Below are 15,858 nucleotides of genomic sequence, written 5' to 3'. Positions count from 1 at the left end.
CTCCTTCGTGGGTTACGAGTGCGGCGAAGGGCGCGGGGCCAGGAACTCCGCGAAACTCCTGGCGTACCAGTCCTGAAGGACCGGGCTGTCGCCGTGGATGCCCAGCCCGCCGCCGGTGTGGACGAGTACGGTCCGTACCTCGCGCGAGAGCGCGCCCGTCCTCAGGGCGTTGCGCATCCCGCCGTAGGCCTTGACCATGTAGTTGGGGTCGAGCAGCAGCTGGTGTCGGCGCAGGGCGCCGCGCATGGTTTCCAGTTCGGCGTCGGTAGGCCGGTCGTATCCCGCGCCGAGCGAGGCGCCGTGCACGGTGACGTCCGCGCCGCGCACGGTGGCGTCGCCGAGCAGTCCGGCCGCCTCCTCGCGCAGCCGCGCCACCTCGTGCCGCACGGTGTCGGCGGATCCGCCGATGCACATGCCGTGCACGGTCCAGCGCAGGCCGAGCAGCCGGGCGGCGATGCTCAGGCCCAGACATGTGGTGCCGGAGCCGGCCGCGGCGACCACCTGGACGTCGTCCGCGCCCTCGGGTGTCGCGGCGAGCTGCCCGGCGAGTTCGACCCCCAGATCGATGCTGCCGAGGATGCCGGGCCAGGCGTTGAGGCCAGGCGGGATCACCTGGGGCTGGCGTCCCCGCTGCCGCTCCTGGTGGGCCGCGGCGCCCAGCAGCTTCTCGATCCGTGTCCACGGGGTCCGCTCGTGCCAGGAGACGCGTGGCCCCAGGAGCAGCGTGATCAGGTAACTGCCCTGGGGCCGAGCCGGTTTGTTCTGCTCGTCGCCGCAGTAGACCACATGGCATTCGATGCCCAGGCGACGGGCTTCCGCGGCCACGGCCACGCACTGCCCGGAAGGCAGACTGCCCCCGGTGACGAGGACGTCGGCGCCGCGGCCGACGGCGTCCGCGGCCACGTAGGCGAGTTTCCGCGCCTTGTGGCCGGAGCCGAGATCGTCGAACAGGTCCTCGCGCTTCAGCCATACGGGAGCGCCCAGCTCCTCCCCCAGGTCGCGTCGCTCGTCGAGCGGTGTGGGCAGCCGTCCGCCCGGTACGGGTACGGGGATCGCAGCTCCGGGCAGCAGCCCGGCCAGCCGGTCGGCGCTCAACGGCCGGTCCGCTCGGCCACGAGGGAGAACATGAAGGGGTAGAGGGAAGACCCGGTGGCCGTGTGCCACATCCCGTCGCGCTCTTCGGTCAGCTCTTCGAACAACTGGTAGGAGCTGTAGGGGTGTTCACGCAGAGTGGTGAGGGTGAGTCCGGCTCCGAGTAGGGCCGTGGCGATATCGGCCAGCGTGTGCTGCCAGCGGAACTCCCGGTACTCGATGTCCGCGCTCTGATCGGCGTACGTGCCCCGGTTCCACACCCCCTTCGCGGCCGGCGCGCCGAAATAGCCCTCGGCCCCCGTCATCTTCCCGGGGTGGACGTACTCCAGGATCGGGTGGAAATCGACCACCACCAGACGGCCGCCCTCCTTCAGCGAACGCGCTATGCCCTGGGACCAGGCCACCAGATCGGAGATCCAGCACAACACCCCGTACGTCGTGACGGCCAGGTCGTAGGGTTCGTCGGGCCGCGGCAGGTCCTGGACGTCCGCGGTCTCGAAGCGTGCGCCGATGCCGGTCTCGGCCGCCGCCGCGCGGGCGACGGCGATGGCGGCCGGCGAGAAGTCGACCCCAGTGACCTCCGCACCACGACGGGCCCAGGAGAGGGTGTCGAGCCCGAAATGGCACTGGAGGTGCAGCAGCCGCAGCCCCCGGACGTCGCCGGCGAGCGTGAGCTCGACCGGTTTGAGCGAGCAGCGGCCGGCCTTGACCGCTTCGGTGCTGTAGAAGTCCGAGCCGACATGGACCGATGTGAGCAGGTCCCAGGTCCGACGGTTGACGTCGAGAGGCTCCTCGGGCGCGGTCCCGGTCATCGGTTCCTCCGCTCGATGAACCGGTTCTCCATGACCATCGCTTCGATGCCGGAGGAGAAGAAGCAGCCGAGGGCTTCCTGCGGGCTCTCGATGATGGGCCTACCCCGCACGTTGAACGAGGTGTTGATGAGCACGGGGTGTCCGGTGATGCGCCCGAACTCGGTGAGGACGGCGTGCAGGAAGGGATCGTGGTCCTGGGGGACGCTCTGGACGCGTGCGGTGTCGTCCGCGTGGACCGCGGACGGGATCAGGTCCCGGGCCTCCGGCCTAACCTTGGTCGTAAACAGCATGTACGGGTCGCGGTGCCCGTCGAAGTACCGGTCGAAGGCCTCGTCGGCGACGAGCGGGGCGACCGGGCGGAACTGCTCGCGCCCCTTCACCACGTTCAGCCGCTTGCGCATTGTGGGGTCGAGCGGGCTGGCCAGGAGGCTCCGCATCCCCAGGGCGCGGGGGCCGAACTCCATCCTGCCGCGGAACACGGCGCAGATGTCGCCGTCGGCAAGCCGGCGTGCCAGCCGCTCGACCATGTCCTTCTCCACCAGGACCTCGGACTCCGCTCCGGACTGGTCGATCGCCTCGGCGATGCTCCGCTCGTCGTGGCGGGTGCCGAGGGCGAACGACTCGTAGCGCAGCTGGGCATCGCCGCCGCGCCGGATCGCGCTGAGGGCCGCCGCGCCGAGCGCGGTTCCCGCGTCGCTGGCGGCGGGCTGGACGAAGATCTCGTCGAAAAGCCCGAGCCCGGCCAGTCGGCCGTTGGCCACGCAGTTGAGGAAGGTCCCCCCGGCGAGACTGAGCCGCCGGAGCCCGGTGGCCCGCGCGTGGTGCGACACCAGGTGGACCAGGGTCTCCTCAAGGCGCGCCTGGGCCGACCGGGCGATGTCCATGTGAATCTGTTCGATCTTCTGGTGCGGCAGCCGGCGTTCGCCCAGGGCGGCGGTTAGGGACTGCAGCGCGCGCAGGTCGGCGGTGTAGCGCCCCTGCGGGCCGAGCCGGACGATAGAGTCGAAGACGTCCTTGTAGCGCGGCTCGCCGTAGGCGGCGAGACCCATGACCTTGAACTCGTCCCCGAAGGGCTCGAACCCGAGGTGTTCGGTGACGAAGGAGTAGAAGTGCCCGAGGGAGTTCGGCAGCACCTCCTCGGTGATCTTCCGCAGCTCCTTGCCCCGGCCCTCGTACACCGTGGTGCACGCCTTCTCCCCCGCGCCGTCGGCGACGACGACCAGGGCGTTGTCCCAGCCCGAGCAGTAGTACGCGGAGGCCGCGTGGCTAAGGTGGTGGCGCCACTCACGGACCGGAACCCTGCGCAGGTCCTCCGGGCGGAGGCGGTCGCGCAGCCGGTGCGGTATCTCGTACCCGCTACGCAGCGCGTGGGGGAGGTTGGCGAGGGTCGCGAAGGCACTGAGTTCGTCCCGTAGCGAGGACAGCCGGCTGCCGGTCAGGCAGCCAGCCAGGCTCTTCAGGTGGTCCCAGCGATGGTAGGAGTACGCGATCTCGTCCAGGTCGGCTGCGGTGCGCCCGATGTAGGCCAGCCCCTTGTGCATGGCGTTCACCGGGAGGTAGCTGCTAAACGGGGTGTAGCGGCGGCCGTGCTTGATGCCGGTGAAGCGTTCGTCCTCGGCCGCGAAGAGGACTTCACCGTCCTCGATCAGCGCCACCGAAGGGTGCTCGAAGTAGCTGTTGATTCCCATGATGAGCATGAGGAAACCTCTCCGTATCCATCGCCTGTACGGCATAGCAGCTGGTCAGAAGGGTGCGTGGCATTCCAGGAAGGTACTCAGACGGCGCTGCAGCGCCACGTCGGTGTAGAGGCTCGGCGCGGCGGATGGCTGCTCGTCGAAGAGGGGCGAGTCGGTCAAAGTGATCGCGGTCTCGCTGCGCTGCGGTGAGTGGAGCATCAGGGTCGCGACAAGGTCGCGGCGGTCGGTGACGATGCGGTGCATGAGCGAGCGCGTCAGCAGATAGCTGTCTCCGCGCCGAATCGTCCCGCTCACCGCCAGGGAGACCTGACGCCTGCCTAGGAAGCGGTGGTGATACGAGGAGTTGACGCCCTTGGCGTACTCGTAGCCGTACATCGGGGTGCCGTCGGAGGCCGGCTGGAAGTAGTCCGCCAGACAGGATCCGGCGAGCATGAACGAGGCGAAGTCCCACCGGTGGTTGTGGATGTTCTCGGTGTGCACGCCCCGGTCGGGCCACCAGATGTTGAGCCGCAGCCGCCAGCCCGACGCGGAGGACGCCAGCGTGATCTTGTCGAAGCCGTTGTCATGGGCGTGTGAGCGCCGGGCGGAGGACCGCAAGGCCTCGGGACTGTCCAGCAGCGTCTTGACCACACCGATCAGCCCATTGCTCGTGGCCAGTTGCTGGACGACGGTCCGGGCGGCGTGCTCCCCGTGCCCCTCTCCTGAGGGGAGCACGCCGTCCAGCCAGTCCGAAACGTCATAAATATGGCTAGGCGTATCCACTGATTTCTCCAAATTTGCACTCGATGGACGGCGCTCGCGCGCTTGGCGTCCCGGAAATCACAGGACGCATCGGACATCGGCGAGTTGACCGGCCCCGAATCGCGTGTCCCGGCGGGTCAGGAGTCGGCAGAGCACTGCGAGGTCCTCCTCGGCCTCACGGCCCGAGGAGTGCAGGGTGAACACGCCGATCACGGGCAATGCCTCGGGACCCCGGTCGTGCACGGTCACATGCTCGATGAGCCCATGGGAAAGCGAGGCCGACCGGATCGCATCGGCGAAGGACCCGAGAAAGCGATCCCGTTCCCCTTCCAGGGCGAGGGTGAGGTGGGTCAGCCGCATGGATACACGGCCGGCGCGCGCGTCGACATGGGCACCCGTACTCATTGGCCTAGACCTTTCCGGGGACGCACTGGCATGATCTGTCAGATGGGAAATCTGCTCGAACCGCTGGGCGTGGACGCCACGTGCGAATTGGTATATCGGGAGATGCTCACCCATCCAGGTGAGGGCGTGGCCGCCTTGGCCCACCGTCTCGGGCTGTCGACGAAGGACGTGGGAAACGCCCTGCATCAGCTCAGCTCACTGGCTCTGGTGCGTCAGTCCTACGAGCTCTCCGGACGTCAGCGGCCGGTGAACCCCGAAGTGGCGATGAAGATCCTTCTCGAACGGCAGAAGGCCGAGCTCGAAGCACATCAGCACCGCCTCGCCCTGTCACGGGCCGCCGCGACACAGCTCATCGCCGAGGCGTCCGAGGCGATGGCCGATCCCCAGCAGCTCGGTGTGGAACTCCTCGTCGGCATCGACCGGATACGTGAATGGCTGTCCCAGCTCGCCACCGAGGTTCAGGACGAAGTGCTGACCTTCGCCCCGGACGGGGCACAGACGCAGGACAACATGGACGCGTCCCGGCCCCTCAACCTGGCGTTGCTCCAGCGCGGCGTCCGCCTGCGGACGATCTACTTGGAGAGCATCCGCAGCGACGCGCCCACCCTTGACCACGTGCGATCTCTCATACGGTCGGGTGCCGAGGTGCGGACAGCGCCTTTACTGCCCACCCGGATGATCATCACCGACCGCCGTCTGGCCATGCTCCCCGTCGACGGCCACGACAGCGGACGCGGAGCGGTCGTCTTCTCCGAGTCCCCCACGGTTCAAGCGCTCCACGCGCTCTTCGAATCGGTCTGGGAACGGGCCCGCGTGGTCGGCGGGGCTCCCCCGAGCGCGAAGGACGCCGATCTCGCCCCGCAGGACGCGGCGGCGCTGAAACTCCTCGCCGAGGGCCACACCGTGGAGAGCATCGCCAAGCGGCTGGGGGTCTCCCCCCGTACCGCCCGCCGCATCACCACCTCGCTACAGGACCGCCTCGGAGCCCGGGGCCGTTTCGATGCCGGCGTCAAAGCGGTCCGCCGCGGCTGGCTGCCGATGCGCGACTGACGGGCACCGCCGCCCCCCGGCTCGCTACTGCCAGCCGAGGTCATCAGACGAATCCTGGTGCCCCTTGTCCGTCGCGGCGTCCGTACCGGCGAGCTGCGCCGACCGCGCCTCCGCAGGACGCGACACCGCGGACGTTTCGACGGCACCGGCCGCCACGCCGGAGACGACCGGTACGGCCATCGCGAACAGCGCCACAGCACAAGTCAGAGAGATTCTGCTCATCACGAGTTGCCACTCCACTCACGCGAACGACACAGGTGGGACATCGCCGACAGCCGGACCGGCTGCCGCGACTGCCTGTCGGTGACTCCATACTTTCCAGCGCGGCAGTGCTTGTCAGCGTCTGAGAGCGGACACTTGGGGCCATGACCCCTCATGGCCAACAGCACCAACGAGAGCCCCAGGACTCCTTCAAGGTCGGAGTGGTCCTGCAAGAGCCCTGGTCGGGTCATCGAGCGGTTGTCCCTGGAGGGTTTGGAAGACTTCCTCACCGTAGGCCGCGGCGGTGCCGGTGTCTGGGTGGACCAGGGAGATGGCGATCATCTCGGTGCCGTGGTCGTCGCCGGGCCGGGGATGGGCTCGCTCGATGAATGGGCCGACCCGCACGGCGACGTCCTGACCGCAGCCGGGTGTCCAGGGCTGGGGGGCGCGGACGGCGGCGAGCATGGCGCGGAATGCGTCGACGGTGGCCTGGTCCTCGGGGGTGAGGGTGCTGGGGGTGGGGGAGCAGCGGCGGAAGATGGGTCGCTTCATCGGGTGGGCTCCTGGTCGGGGGTGTGCTGGGTCCGTGCTGTTGAGAAGGCCGGGCTCAGGTAGCGGGCGGCGGTGTTGACGAAGGTGTCGTGTGCGTTCTTCGCGGCCTCGCGGGCGGCGGTCAGTTCCTCGGTGGTGGCGTAGGCGTCTCGGATCGCGTAGGTCAGCGTGATCATGCGGTCGGCGGCAGTGCGTACGGCCTGGTCCTCGATGAGGACGCGCAGCGCGACCAGGGGGCGGGTGACGGCGCTGCGGGTCATGTGGCTTTCGCTGCGCAGGGCCTCGATCCGCTCGGGGCTGGCGTTCTGGAGGATGGCCTCGCCGCGCTTCCACATCGCGGTGCAGTGGTCGCTGGCGGCGCAGGCCAGCGCGGTGACGGTTTCCAGGCGGTCGCGGCGGATCGTCTCGCCGTGGTTGACGCGCACCGAGCGTTCTGCGGCGCGTTCCTGGAAGTGGCCGGACACGATCGCGCCCAGCAGGGTGGCGACGACGGCGAGGCCGGCGGTGATGAGGGTGGCTGACACGCAGGGGCTCCTCGGAGTGCTGGTGAAGGGGGGAGAGCGAGGAAGCGCCGCGCCCCGCCGGCCGGAAGCCGGGGCGCGGCGCTGTGGTGTCTTGGGCTGGTGCGTCAGGCGGCTGCGGCCGCGAGGCTGGTCTCGCCGGGGTCGACGTGGCCGCCGGGCAGGGCCCGGACTCCCTGGTGCGGCGGCGAGCCGCGCTCGATCAGCAGGACGGTGCCGTCGGGCGTCAGGGCCACCACGTCGGCGGTGTAGCGGATTGACTCGCTCTCGGTCATGACGTCTCCTCGTGATTGCGGCGGTTGAAGGAACACCGCGACCGCCCCGGCCCCGGTGGTGGTTCGGGGTCGGGGCGGCACGGAGGTCCGTCAGCTGCGGATGGTTAGCGGGCGATCATGTGGTCGGGGTGGCCGTGTTTCATGTGGTCCACGCACTGCGGGCAGTCCTCGCGCGGACCGAGCCCGGCGTGGGCCTCGCGGCTGGCGTAGGCGTGGTACCAGCACTGCCGGCACTGCCCCCTAGGCGGGCTCGACGCTTTGGTGTTCGCCATCTCAGGTCTCCTGCGGGTGAAGGGCGCGGGCAGCCCGGAGGCGTTGCCCGGCGTGAGGGGTGTTCAGGTCGGCGGCTTCGTGCGGCGGGCTGGAGGTGTCACAGCGCGGTGCCGGCGGCGGCCAGGGCGAGCAGGGCCAGGGCGGTCAGGGTGAGGTCGACCGCGAGGGCCAGGCGCCGGAACTTACGGACGGCGAGGATCGACAGGGCCTTCACCCGGGTTAGGCGGTGGTCCTGGCCCATCGCCTCCTGGAGTTCGGTCTCCTCCAGGTGCGCCCAGTGCGGGAAGGTGCCCGGCGCGGGGCGGCCGCCGGGCGCGGTGAGGCAGGGGCGGACGACCAGGAGGAGCAGGACGGCCGCGGTGGCGAGGGCGAGGACGGCCAGGCCACCGGCGGACTTCGTGACCAGGGGCAGGTTCTTGCCGGCGAGGTTGGCCAGACCGGCGAGGACGACGCCGTTGAAGGCGAGCAGTAGGGACGCCTTGCTGTCCGTGCGGGCGATCTCGCTGGTGACCGAGGCGCAGGCGGCGTCCAAATTCTTGTCGGTGCTGGGAGCGGGGGTCGTGGAGGTCATGTGGTGCGCTCCTTGTCGTGCCCCGGGGCGGGCCGCGTGCGGCTCGCCCCGGGGCGGGGTTCGGGGCCGGTCGAAGGGCTGGACGGCGAAGCGAGCGCGCCCTGTCCTGAGCTGCTGGGCGTCAGGCGGCCAGGCGGTGGGATACCGGGGTGGTGAAAGCGAAGTACGTGTCGGGGCTGGGTTCGTAGTTCCTGGCGCAGGGGTCGCAGCAGCCCTGGGTGCGCAGCGGTACTGGCGCAGAGCACTTGTTCCGGAGGCGTCGTATTCCGGTACCGAGTCGCCGCATAGCCTCAAAGCGCGGGATCTGGCGAGCCGTGTGGGTCGCCACCTTCCTCGGACAAGGAGCACAAGGAATGGCCTAGCCTCGTTTCGCACAGGCAAGGCAAGATCGGCCGTGTGATACGCCATCCTGAGGACGATGCCGAGCTACTGGCCCTGGTTCGCCGCTATGTCACGCCCGAGCGGCGCTACCTGAAGCTCGGTGGCGGCTTGCTGCGCATGCAAAGTCCTGAGTCCGACCGATTCATGCGAGATCTCCGTGAGGACGCGGGACTCATCACCGCAGATGAAATCGCCACGCTTCTTGATGGCGGCTGGCGCGAACGGAGAACTGCGGCTTGGCTCGTAGCTGTCTCCCGCCGGACCGAGTTCCGTGAGCGTCTCGGGGAACTCCTGCTGGCCAGCGAAGTCTGCTGCGTGGGGCTGGCCTATTGCGTGGCTCTGGCGAGCTTCGGAACGGCGCGCGACGCTGATCTGTTCGCCGCCTACCTTGATCGCTATCTCCGTCGCCCTGACCTCGGATACGACCAGGCCATCGTCATGAGCGCTCTACAGTTCGTCGACCTCAATCTTCGAGGTGATCAAGCCGTCCGTTTCCTGGGCCCGGGCGGTCTGTGGCAGCAGTGGCTCCAGGATGCGCCTCACATGCAGGCCCACCTGGGCCCCACTTCCTCCTTCTTGAGTCTCATTCGTCGGCTTTGCGCGTTCGTCGACGAATGCGCCGAGCCCCGAGTTCTCTGAGTGCTGTATTCCTGGCCAGGGACCGCGGATCGAGTACGACGCAGGGTGCCCGGGTCAGCGGACGTCGTTGCGGGTGCGGGCGAAGAACATGCCGTGTGTGCTGCTGTTGTTGTGGATCTCGGTGTGGTGGGTGACCGGGCCCTCGTAGATGTTCTTGGTGGTGGCGGAGCGGGCGCGGCTGATCGCGCCGCCGATCGCGGTGGCGGCCATGGCGAGGCCGGCGAACGGCAGGGTGACCATGAGGACCCCGGCGAGGCTGACCGAGGCGAGGCCCTGCAGGACCAGCCAGGCGCCGCAGCCGATGCCGGTGACTCCGGCGCCGACGCCGACGGAGGCGACCGCGATCCCGGCCGCCCAGGCGGGCACGATCCGGCGGTCGTCCTGATGGACGGGCGGGGTGCCGCCGTAGGCGGGCACGGTGGAGTCGTCGCGGAACGATGTCGGGAACTGGCGGACCGGCTGCTCGGGCCGGAGTTCGGTCTCGATGATCCGCCGGGCTTCGGCGGCGGCCTCGGAGTCGGACATCGGGCGGCCGGTGGCGGGGTTCAAGTCCATCGTGCTGTTCTCCGTTCGGGTACGAGTGCGCCCTGTCTGCCGTGGTGGCGGGAGGGTGGGGGAGCGGGGCGGGTTGCTGCCGGTGGGCGGCGGCCTCGGGTTCGGCGAGCGTCGCGTACTGCCGGAGCCGGAGTCCGGCCCGCGGGCCGGACTGCTCGTGGAGGCCGTCAGCGCCACAGCGGTGAGCTCCTTCGCGCAGGCCGGCGGCCGGGCGGGGCATGAGGCCCGGCCCGGCCGGAAGGGCGAGGGGTGTGGGGTGTGGGTCAGTTCCTGATCGCGGTCAGGGTGTTGCGGACGCTGCCGAGCTTGACCTCGCGGCCGCCGTCGGCGTTGACCAGCTCCAGGATCTGGAGCGCGTCCAGCGGGTCGTCGTGCGCGTCCAGGACGGCCTGGATGCGGTCGCGCAGCGTGCGGGCGCGGGGCTTGGGCGGCGAGGCCGGGACCGGGGAGGTGGCCTTCCTGCCCCCGTCGCCTCCGCCGTCCTCGGGCTCGGGGAAGACGGCCCGGTACGCGTCCATGCCGTCCAGGCGCTGGCAGTAGGCGTCCCCGATGAGGTCCCAGGCGGGCTGCTCGATTTCCGCCGGTGCGCCGGGGCCGTAGAGGTCCAGGACCATCGGGTCCAGGCCCTCGGTGGGCATCTCGGAGCCGATGTTCCAGAACCGCATCTTGGACGTCGGGTAGCGGCCGTTGACGTTGTACGCGGTGCCCTGGGTGCCGGGCCGGTCGTCGTCGGTGTGTTCCTCGTCGAACTGCGAGACAAGGTCGACTTCGCCCGCGTACTTCGGGATGGGGGCGAGGACCTGCCCGGCGGGCAGCAGCCCGTCGGTCACCAGCTGCTTCATCATCGAGCTGGTCCAGCGCAGCAGGATGACCTCGCCTTCCTTGAGCATCGCCCGCAGGGTGTCGCTGCCGCCCATCTCCTCGAGGTGGCCGGCCTGTGCGAACAGTCCGATGCCGACCCCGAGGGAGCGGCCGGTGCGGCCGATGTCCTTGATGTAGAAGGTGGCTTCGTCCCGGTACGGGGCGCCCTTCTCCAGCAGCCTGTTGGCCTCGTCCACGATCTGGTAGATCAGCGGGTCGGGCCGGTCGCGCAGGAACTTGGAGCGTCCCAGGCGGGCGTAGCGCTCCTGGCGGTCCATCATGGTCAGCCACGTCGTGCGCAGCTGCGCCATCGTGCCCTCCTGCGTGGTGACCCGCCAGGCGACGTTGCCGTCCGCGCCGGGCCCGGTCTGCCCGTACGCCTCGGGTGCGGACTGGCCGCCCTTGAGGTCGGCGTACAGCACGGCGATCCCCGAGCGTTTCATCGCGGCGAGGATGATCTGCCCGGCGGTGGACTTGCCCGCGCCGGTGGTGCCGAACAGCAGCAGGCGCTGCGCGGAACCGGACTTGGGGTCGTACAGGCGCAGCAGGGAGGGCCGGCCGTTGTGGTAGCGGCCGATCCACACCCGGCCGCTTTCGTCCATGACCAGTATCTGCGGGTCGGCGAGGATGACGCGGGCGAGCGGGTCGTGCGGGTAGATGGTGACCAGGGCCTTGTCGCCCATGACGCTGGTCTCGACCGCGAGCCGGTTGACGTCCTTGATGCGCAGCGCGTTGGCGAGCTTCATCGGGTGGTAGGTGATGATGTCGCCGGCCTCCACCGCTTCCACGGTCAGCTCGTAGATCTTGCTCATGCGGGGAGCTCCTTGGTCTCCTCGACGGGGAGGTCGACGGTGCGGATCGCGGTGATGACCGTGCCGGGCATGCCCTTGGGGGCGATGAGCTTCTCCCAGGCCGTGTAGGGGTCCAGGGCCTCTTCGGGGGCCTGGCCGACGGTGAGGCGCCGCACCCCGGCGCCCTGCTTGGGCACGGGGGTGATGGCGATGTCGTCCTCGGGCCAGTTGATGGCCGCGGACAGCTCCAGCAGGTCGATCTTCGGGACGGGCTTGCCGGGAAGGGTGGAGCGGATGACGGCGGTCATCGACTCCTCACCGGTCCGCTCGATCTGCTCCAGCACGGTGTTCGGGGCGGCGCCGCCCTCGAAGGCGACGTGCTGCGCCCAGAACGCGGCCATCGGGTGCTGCGGCCCGGCAGGAGCGGTCTCCTGGGCCAGGAGCTCCTGGGTCTGCTCGATGGCCTGCGGGGTCAGCGACTTCTCGCGGCCGACCAGGACGCGCGCCATGCGGGCCGGGCGCACGTACAGCACCGCGGCGCTCCAGCCGGCGTCCGCGAGCAGCTGCCAGTACCAGTCGATGCCGGGCACGATCCGCTGCGCGGTGAGCAGCACGGCCATGGACACCGACGGGGCCAGGTACAGGCCCATGGCGGTGGTGCCCGCGGCGTTGCGGGGCAGTGTCGCCGACCACAGGGCGCCCCACGCGGAGCAGCCGAGGGCGGCCAGGACGCAGGGGCCGTAGAAGTCGTGGGTGAAGGTCCCGGTGGCGAGCGCGCCGGTGCCGGCCACGGTGGCGGCGCGGCCGAAGGCGTTGCGGGCCAGGGCGAAGCGGCCGCGCAGGGGTCCGAGGCGGATCATCGGTGAGCTCTCCTTCGAGGGGCATGGGGAAGGGCGGCGAGCCCGTCGTGGGGGTTCGCCGCCCTTCGTGCGGTGCGGGCAGGGGGTGGGTCAGCGGTTGCTGTAGAACTCGCGGTCGGCCATCTCGACGGGCATGTTGTTCACCGCGTCGGCCACGGCGCCGTAGTCGGCGATGTGCGCCTCGGCCGTCTCGTGGAAGAGCGTGGACATCTCCTCACACTCGGTCGCCATGGCTTCGGCTTCCTCCAGGACCGAGCGCATCACCGTCGCCGCGTCGCGGTGTTCGCCGACGGTGTCCTTGTCGACGTTCATGGAGGCGGCCTGGTCGGCGAGGCGGTCCACGGAGGCCGCGCAATCCTCCACGTACGTGTAGGTGGCGCGGACCTGTTCGGACAGGCCGCGCATGGTGACGCTGGCGGCCGTGAGCTGGGTGATGACGACGCCGTAGCGCACGCCATCGGCGATCACCTGGCCGGTCTTGGCCAGGACGCCGGCGGTGCGGGGGACGAGGTCGGACACGAGGGGTTCTCCCGGTGAGTGTGAGAGGGCTGGAGTGTGGGGCGGTCAGGTCGGCCGAGTGGTGAGCGCGGCCGGGGAGCTCATCAGGACTACTCGTTGTGGTAGTCGCGCTTGGCAGGTGCGGCGTGGCCGTGGTCGCGGGTGACGTCGGCCGGCTGCTTGTGCCGTTCAGCGGTGTTGTGTCCGGCCTGGGCGATGGCCTCGGAGGCGGCGGGGATCTTGTCCGCGACGGCTTCCGCGCGGGCCTTGACGTTCATCGCCTTCTCCAGCAGGAGCAGCACCCAGCCCTCCAGGACGCCGGGGACCTTGAGCTCGATCACCTTGGCGTGCAGGGCCTCCAGCCGGGTGATGAGCGACTCGCAGCCCTCAGCTGCCTGCCGGGCGTCGTCCGCCCCGGCGGTGATCTCCTCGGCCATGTCGGCGTCGGAGTCGATGACGTCGTAGATCGTCAGGTCGGAGTCGGCGTACTGGGTGCTCGGTGCCTTCGTCGGGACGGGCACGGTCACGGGTGATCCTCCTTTTCGTGATGCGGGAAGGGCCCCGGCGGGAACGCGGGCCGCGCGGCCGTTCTCCTTGCGGCGGGCGGTCCAGCCCTCGCCGCCGACCTGTTCGACGGTGATCGTCGTTCCCTCCGCGTAGCCCCAGCCCGGGGGCGGGCCGAAACCTCCGCCCGGCCCCGGCCCCGGGCCTGGCGTGGGGCCGGGGCCGGGGCCGGTGGAGCTGGACGGTCCGGGAGTGGAGCGTCCGGAGCGGCGGGCGCTCGCCCGCTCCCACCGGCCGCGGCGGGATCGGCGCTTGTCGCTCTTCGGCTTCGGGCCCGTGCTGGCCGGCCCGGTTGGCTTCGGTCCGGTCGTGCCGGTGCCACCGGCCGGGCCCGTCCCGGGCTTGCGCGGCTTCGTCAGCCTGACCTTCTTGCGGAGGTTCACCTTCGGAGCCGTGCCACCGGGGCCGGCCCCGCCGCCCGAGCCGGGCTTCTTGGTCAGGTTCACCTTCGGGGTGCTCGCCGTGCCGCCCGAGCCGGTGCCGGGCTTGGGCTTCTTCGTGGGGTCGGCCTTCGGGCCGGTCGGCGTCGCCGGATCGTCCTTGCGCTTCTTGCCGTTGAGGAGCCGGCCGACGGCCCGGTGCCGCAGCGCTCCGCGGATCGCCGTCGGTGTCGCCGACGATCTCGAGCCCTTGGTGCGGCCGGTCGGCGTCCAGGAGCCGGTGGTGATGCGGTCGGCGGTCCGGGCCCGCGCGGCGTCCCGGATGCGGGGGCCGCGGTCGGGCTTGCTGTTCTTGCCCTTGCCGTCCGTGCCGGACGTCGGGGTCTTCGGCTTGGGGCCGTTGCGGATGCGGTCGGCGGCGCGGTGGCGGGCGGCGTCCCGGATTCCCGGCGTGCGCGTGTTCGTCGGCGTCGGGCTCTTGGGCCTGGGGCCGTTGCGGACCCGGTCCGCGGCGCGGTCGCGCACGGATCCGGACAGGCCGCCGGAGCCGTTCTTCGTGCCGGTTGCCGGGGTCTTTCCGCTCCCGGTTCCCGGCTTTCCGCCGCCCTTTGTCCCGGAGGACTCCAGGGCGCCCCTGCGGCCTTGGCCGCCGCCTCCGCGCCCGCCAGTGCCCAGCGTGCCTGTACGGCCGCCAGAGCCGCCGCCAGGCGCCTTGCCGGGCGTCCTGCCTCCGGGGCCCTCGGGCGGCTTGGAGGAGCCGGAGGAGCGGAACGCGCTGGGCGCAGAATCCTTTCCGGAGTTTGTCCGGCTGCTTCCTCCGCCCGCCGTGCGGGTGCTGCGCCCGAATTCCGGACCGGACTGCAAGCGGCCTTTCTGGCGGGCCGTCTCCAAACCGATCGCGGCTTTATCGGCCGCCGCCCGCTGCTGATCTGCGAGTGCCCGGTGATGTTTGTGGCGGGCTTTCAGATAAGCGGCGGTATTCCAGGCACCGCGCATGGCGGCGACGGTAATACCGGCCATCATCACCGCCGACATGGCGGCCATTTTCGGCCCCTCTGGACTGTCCGGCATTCCAGGGTCCGCGTTCGCGGTCGTCGTCGTACTTCCGCCGCCGACGTCGGAATCACCCGCCACCAGCAGGGAGGGCGGGGGCGCCAGGGCGGGCAGTGCGGGCAGGGCGGGGGCGGCGGCCCCGGGCGGCGGCGGGCCGCTGCCCACCGGTCCCGGGATCGTCAGCGCGCCGGGGAAGCCGAGGACGGTCCCCCCGGCGTCGTCGTCGGCCATCGGCCGTCTCCTTCGATCAGTCACTCGGCGTTGCGAACCGGGGGTCCTCACGCGCGCGTCCAGGCGCGCGTGTGGCGACCCCGGATTCACGGAGTGAGGCGGTGATGATGAGCGGTGATGAGCGCGGAGCGTTACGCCCCGGGCCGGCGGCCCTGCTGCTCCGTCGTCCAGCCCTGGAGCAGCAGGACCAGGTCGGCCCACGCCTTGTCGTCGGTGCCGGCCAGGAGGCGGGCCAGGTCCCACAGCGCGGCCGCCCGCGCCTTGTTCGTCGTGGTCTCCGCCAGGCGCTTGTTCCAGCGCGCCGTCTGGCCCTCGGAAAGATGAGCAGGCACGTATCAGGCCCTCTTTTCCAGGTAGTCCAAAAATGCCTGGTCACCGTCACCCGCACTGGTCTTCTTCACGATCGCCTTGCCGTCGGCGGTCGGCTCGGTCAGGGCGTGCGAGATGCCGTTGAGCTGCCCGGCGGCGCTGACCGCGCGGGCAGTGTCCAGGCCCTTCTTCCTGGCCTTCTCCAGTTCCCTCCTCTCCGCCTTCGCCTCACGCTTCTTCGGCAGCTCGACAAAGCGCCGCTGGAATTCCGCGTCGAGCTTTCCGGCGTGATTTACCGCGTCCCGCAGGTCCTTTTCGAGCTGTGCCAGCGGGCGCGACGCGAGAAAGGCCCGGACCCGGGACTCGAAGGGCTTGTCACCCTCGATCTGGATGTTCTCCAGATCGGACCGGTACTCGTTGAGCAGCGCCCTCACCTCGTCGGCCATCTGCCGCAGCCGCTCGCGCTGCTGGGCGCCGTACAGGGCGGTGCCGCCGGGCTTCATCAGGTGGTCCGAGGTCCACCGTGCGTTCTCGGTCATGCGAAAG

At 70.4% G+C, this 15,858-nt stretch carries 19 protein-coding genes and 1 pseudogene; 2 read left to right on the top strand and 18 right to left on the bottom strand.

Annotation, left to right across the window (positions count from 1 at the left end; genetic code table 11):
- Positions 1–12: 12 nt before the first annotated feature.
- The 5 genes from V1J52_RS25370 to V1J52_RS25350 all read right to left on the bottom strand — a co-directional run bounded on the left by V1J52_RS25370 (position 13) and on the right by V1J52_RS25350 (position 4,747).
- The gene (locus V1J52_RS25370; RefSeq protein WP_330142306.1) at positions 13–1,095 is read right to left on the bottom strand and encodes a 1-aminocyclopropane-1-carboxylate deaminase/D-cysteine desulfhydrase; all 1,083 of its coding nucleotides are present in this window, start codon (positions 1,093–1,095) and stop codon (positions 13–15) included.
- Positions 1,092–1,904 (bottom strand): class I SAM-dependent methyltransferase, encoded by an 813-nt coding sequence (locus V1J52_RS25365; protein WP_330142305.1) that lies wholly within the window; start codon positions 1,902–1,904, stop codon positions 1,092–1,094. Before V1J52_RS25365 ends, V1J52_RS25370 begins: the two co-directional genes overlap by 4 nt.
- Positions 1,901–3,601, bottom strand: a complete 1,701-nt coding sequence (locus V1J52_RS25360) for a carbamoyltransferase family protein (protein ID WP_330142304.1) — start codon at positions 3,599–3,601, stop codon at positions 1,901–1,903. The genes V1J52_RS25365 and V1J52_RS25360 overlap by 4 nt, the downstream gene beginning before the upstream one ends.
- A gap of 45 nt (positions 3,602–3,646) precedes the next feature.
- A complete protein-coding gene (locus V1J52_RS25355) occupies positions 3,647–4,315 on the bottom strand; it encodes a hypothetical protein (protein ID WP_330142303.1) in 669 nt (222 codons plus the stop codon).
- 105 nt (positions 4,316–4,420) lie between these two features.
- A complete protein-coding gene (locus tag V1J52_RS25350) occupies positions 4,421–4,747 on the bottom strand; it encodes a hypothetical protein (RefSeq protein ID WP_330142302.1) in 327 nt (108 codons plus the stop codon).
- 42 nt (positions 4,748–4,789) lie between these two features.
- On the opposite strand from V1J52_RS25350, the gene V1J52_RS25345 reads away from it, so the two are divergent.
- Positions 4,790–5,797 (top strand): helix-turn-helix domain-containing protein, encoded by a 1,008-nt coding sequence (locus V1J52_RS25345; protein ID WP_330142301.1) that lies wholly within the window; start codon positions 4,790–4,792, stop codon positions 5,795–5,797.
- 24 nt (positions 5,798–5,821) lie between these two features.
- Here the strand turns inward: V1J52_RS25345 and V1J52_RS25340 are convergent, their stop codons facing one another.
- The 6 genes and pseudogenes from V1J52_RS25340 to V1J52_RS25315 all read right to left on the bottom strand — a co-directional run bounded on the left by V1J52_RS25340 (position 5,822) and on the right by V1J52_RS25315 (position 8,190).
- Positions 5,822–6,019 (bottom strand): hypothetical protein, encoded by a 198-nt coding sequence (locus V1J52_RS25340; protein ID WP_330142300.1) that lies wholly within the window; start codon positions 6,017–6,019, stop codon positions 5,822–5,824.
- Positions 6,020–6,208: 189 nt separating this feature from the next.
- Positions 6,209–6,550, bottom strand: a complete 342-nt coding sequence (locus V1J52_RS25335; RefSeq protein WP_330142299.1) for a hypothetical protein — start codon at positions 6,548–6,550, stop codon at positions 6,209–6,211.
- Positions 6,547–7,074: a plasmid transfer protein KilB gene (gene kilB, locus V1J52_RS25330; RefSeq protein WP_330142298.1), complete on the bottom strand. Its 528-nt coding sequence runs from the start codon at positions 7,072–7,074 to the stop codon at positions 6,547–6,549. The genes V1J52_RS25335 and kilB overlap by 4 nt, the downstream gene beginning before the upstream one ends.
- 110 nt (positions 7,075–7,184) lie before the next feature.
- Positions 7,185–7,346: pseudogene (locus V1J52_RS25325) on the bottom strand (NUDIX hydrolase); the annotation flags it as partial.
- Between the two features lie 104 nt (positions 7,347–7,450).
- Complete coding sequence (locus V1J52_RS25320; RefSeq protein ID WP_330142297.1) at positions 7,451–7,618, bottom strand: pRL2-8; 168 nt, start codon at positions 7,616–7,618, stop codon at positions 7,451–7,453.
- Between the two features lie 98 nt (positions 7,619–7,716).
- The gene (locus V1J52_RS25315; protein WP_330142296.1) at positions 7,717–8,190 is read right to left on the bottom strand and encodes a Pycsar system effector family protein; all 474 of its coding nucleotides are present in this window, start codon (positions 8,188–8,190) and stop codon (positions 7,717–7,719) included.
- A gap of 396 nt (positions 8,191–8,586) precedes the next feature.
- Between V1J52_RS25315 and V1J52_RS25310 the strand changes: the two genes are divergently transcribed.
- Positions 8,587–9,210: a DUF6000 family protein gene (locus tag V1J52_RS25310; protein ID WP_330142295.1), complete on the top strand. Its 624-nt coding sequence runs from the start codon at positions 8,587–8,589 to the stop codon at positions 9,208–9,210.
- Positions 9,211–9,264: 54 nt separating this feature from the next.
- On the opposite strand, the gene V1J52_RS25305 is transcribed toward V1J52_RS25310, so the two are convergent.
- The 7 genes from V1J52_RS25305 to V1J52_RS25275 all read right to left on the bottom strand — a co-directional run bounded on the left by V1J52_RS25305 (position 9,265) and on the right by V1J52_RS25275 (position 15,851).
- On the bottom strand, positions 9,265–9,765 hold the full coding sequence (locus tag V1J52_RS25305) for a hypothetical protein (RefSeq protein WP_330142294.1): 501 nt from the start codon (positions 9,763–9,765) through the stop codon (positions 9,265–9,267).
- 263 nt (positions 9,766–10,028) lie between these two features.
- A complete protein-coding gene (locus tag V1J52_RS25300) occupies positions 10,029–11,438 on the bottom strand; it encodes an ATP-binding protein (RefSeq protein WP_330142293.1) in 1,410 nt (469 codons plus the stop codon).
- Positions 11,435–12,277, bottom strand: a complete 843-nt coding sequence (locus V1J52_RS25295; RefSeq protein WP_330142292.1) for a hypothetical protein — start codon at positions 12,275–12,277, stop codon at positions 11,435–11,437. Before V1J52_RS25295 ends, V1J52_RS25300 begins: the two co-directional genes overlap by 4 nt.
- A gap of 90 nt (positions 12,278–12,367) precedes the next feature.
- The gene (locus tag V1J52_RS25290) at positions 12,368–12,796 is read right to left on the bottom strand and encodes a hypothetical protein (RefSeq protein ID WP_330142291.1); all 429 of its coding nucleotides are present in this window, start codon (positions 12,794–12,796) and stop codon (positions 12,368–12,370) included.
- Between the two features lie 89 nt (positions 12,797–12,885).
- Complete coding sequence (locus V1J52_RS25285) at positions 12,886–14,244, bottom strand: hypothetical protein (protein ID WP_330142290.1); 1,359 nt, start codon at positions 14,242–14,244, stop codon at positions 12,886–12,888.
- An 890-nt stretch (positions 14,245–15,134) separates the two neighbouring features.
- Entirely contained in the window at positions 15,135–15,335 is a 201-nt protein-coding gene (locus V1J52_RS25280) for a hypothetical protein (protein ID WP_330142289.1), read from the bottom strand.
- 3 nt (positions 15,336–15,338) lie between these two features.
- Positions 15,339–15,851 (bottom strand): hypothetical protein, encoded by a 513-nt coding sequence (locus V1J52_RS25275; protein WP_330142288.1) that lies wholly within the window; start codon positions 15,849–15,851, stop codon positions 15,339–15,341.
- Positions 15,852–15,858 lie beyond the last annotated feature (7 nt).

This window comes from Streptomyces solitudinis, assembly GCF_036323765.1.
Lineage (GTDB): Bacteria > Actinomycetota > Actinomycetes > Streptomycetales > Streptomycetaceae > Streptomyces.
The sequence above is the reverse complement of the archived record's forward strand: the minus strand, read 5'-3'. Positions and strand labels throughout refer to the sequence as shown.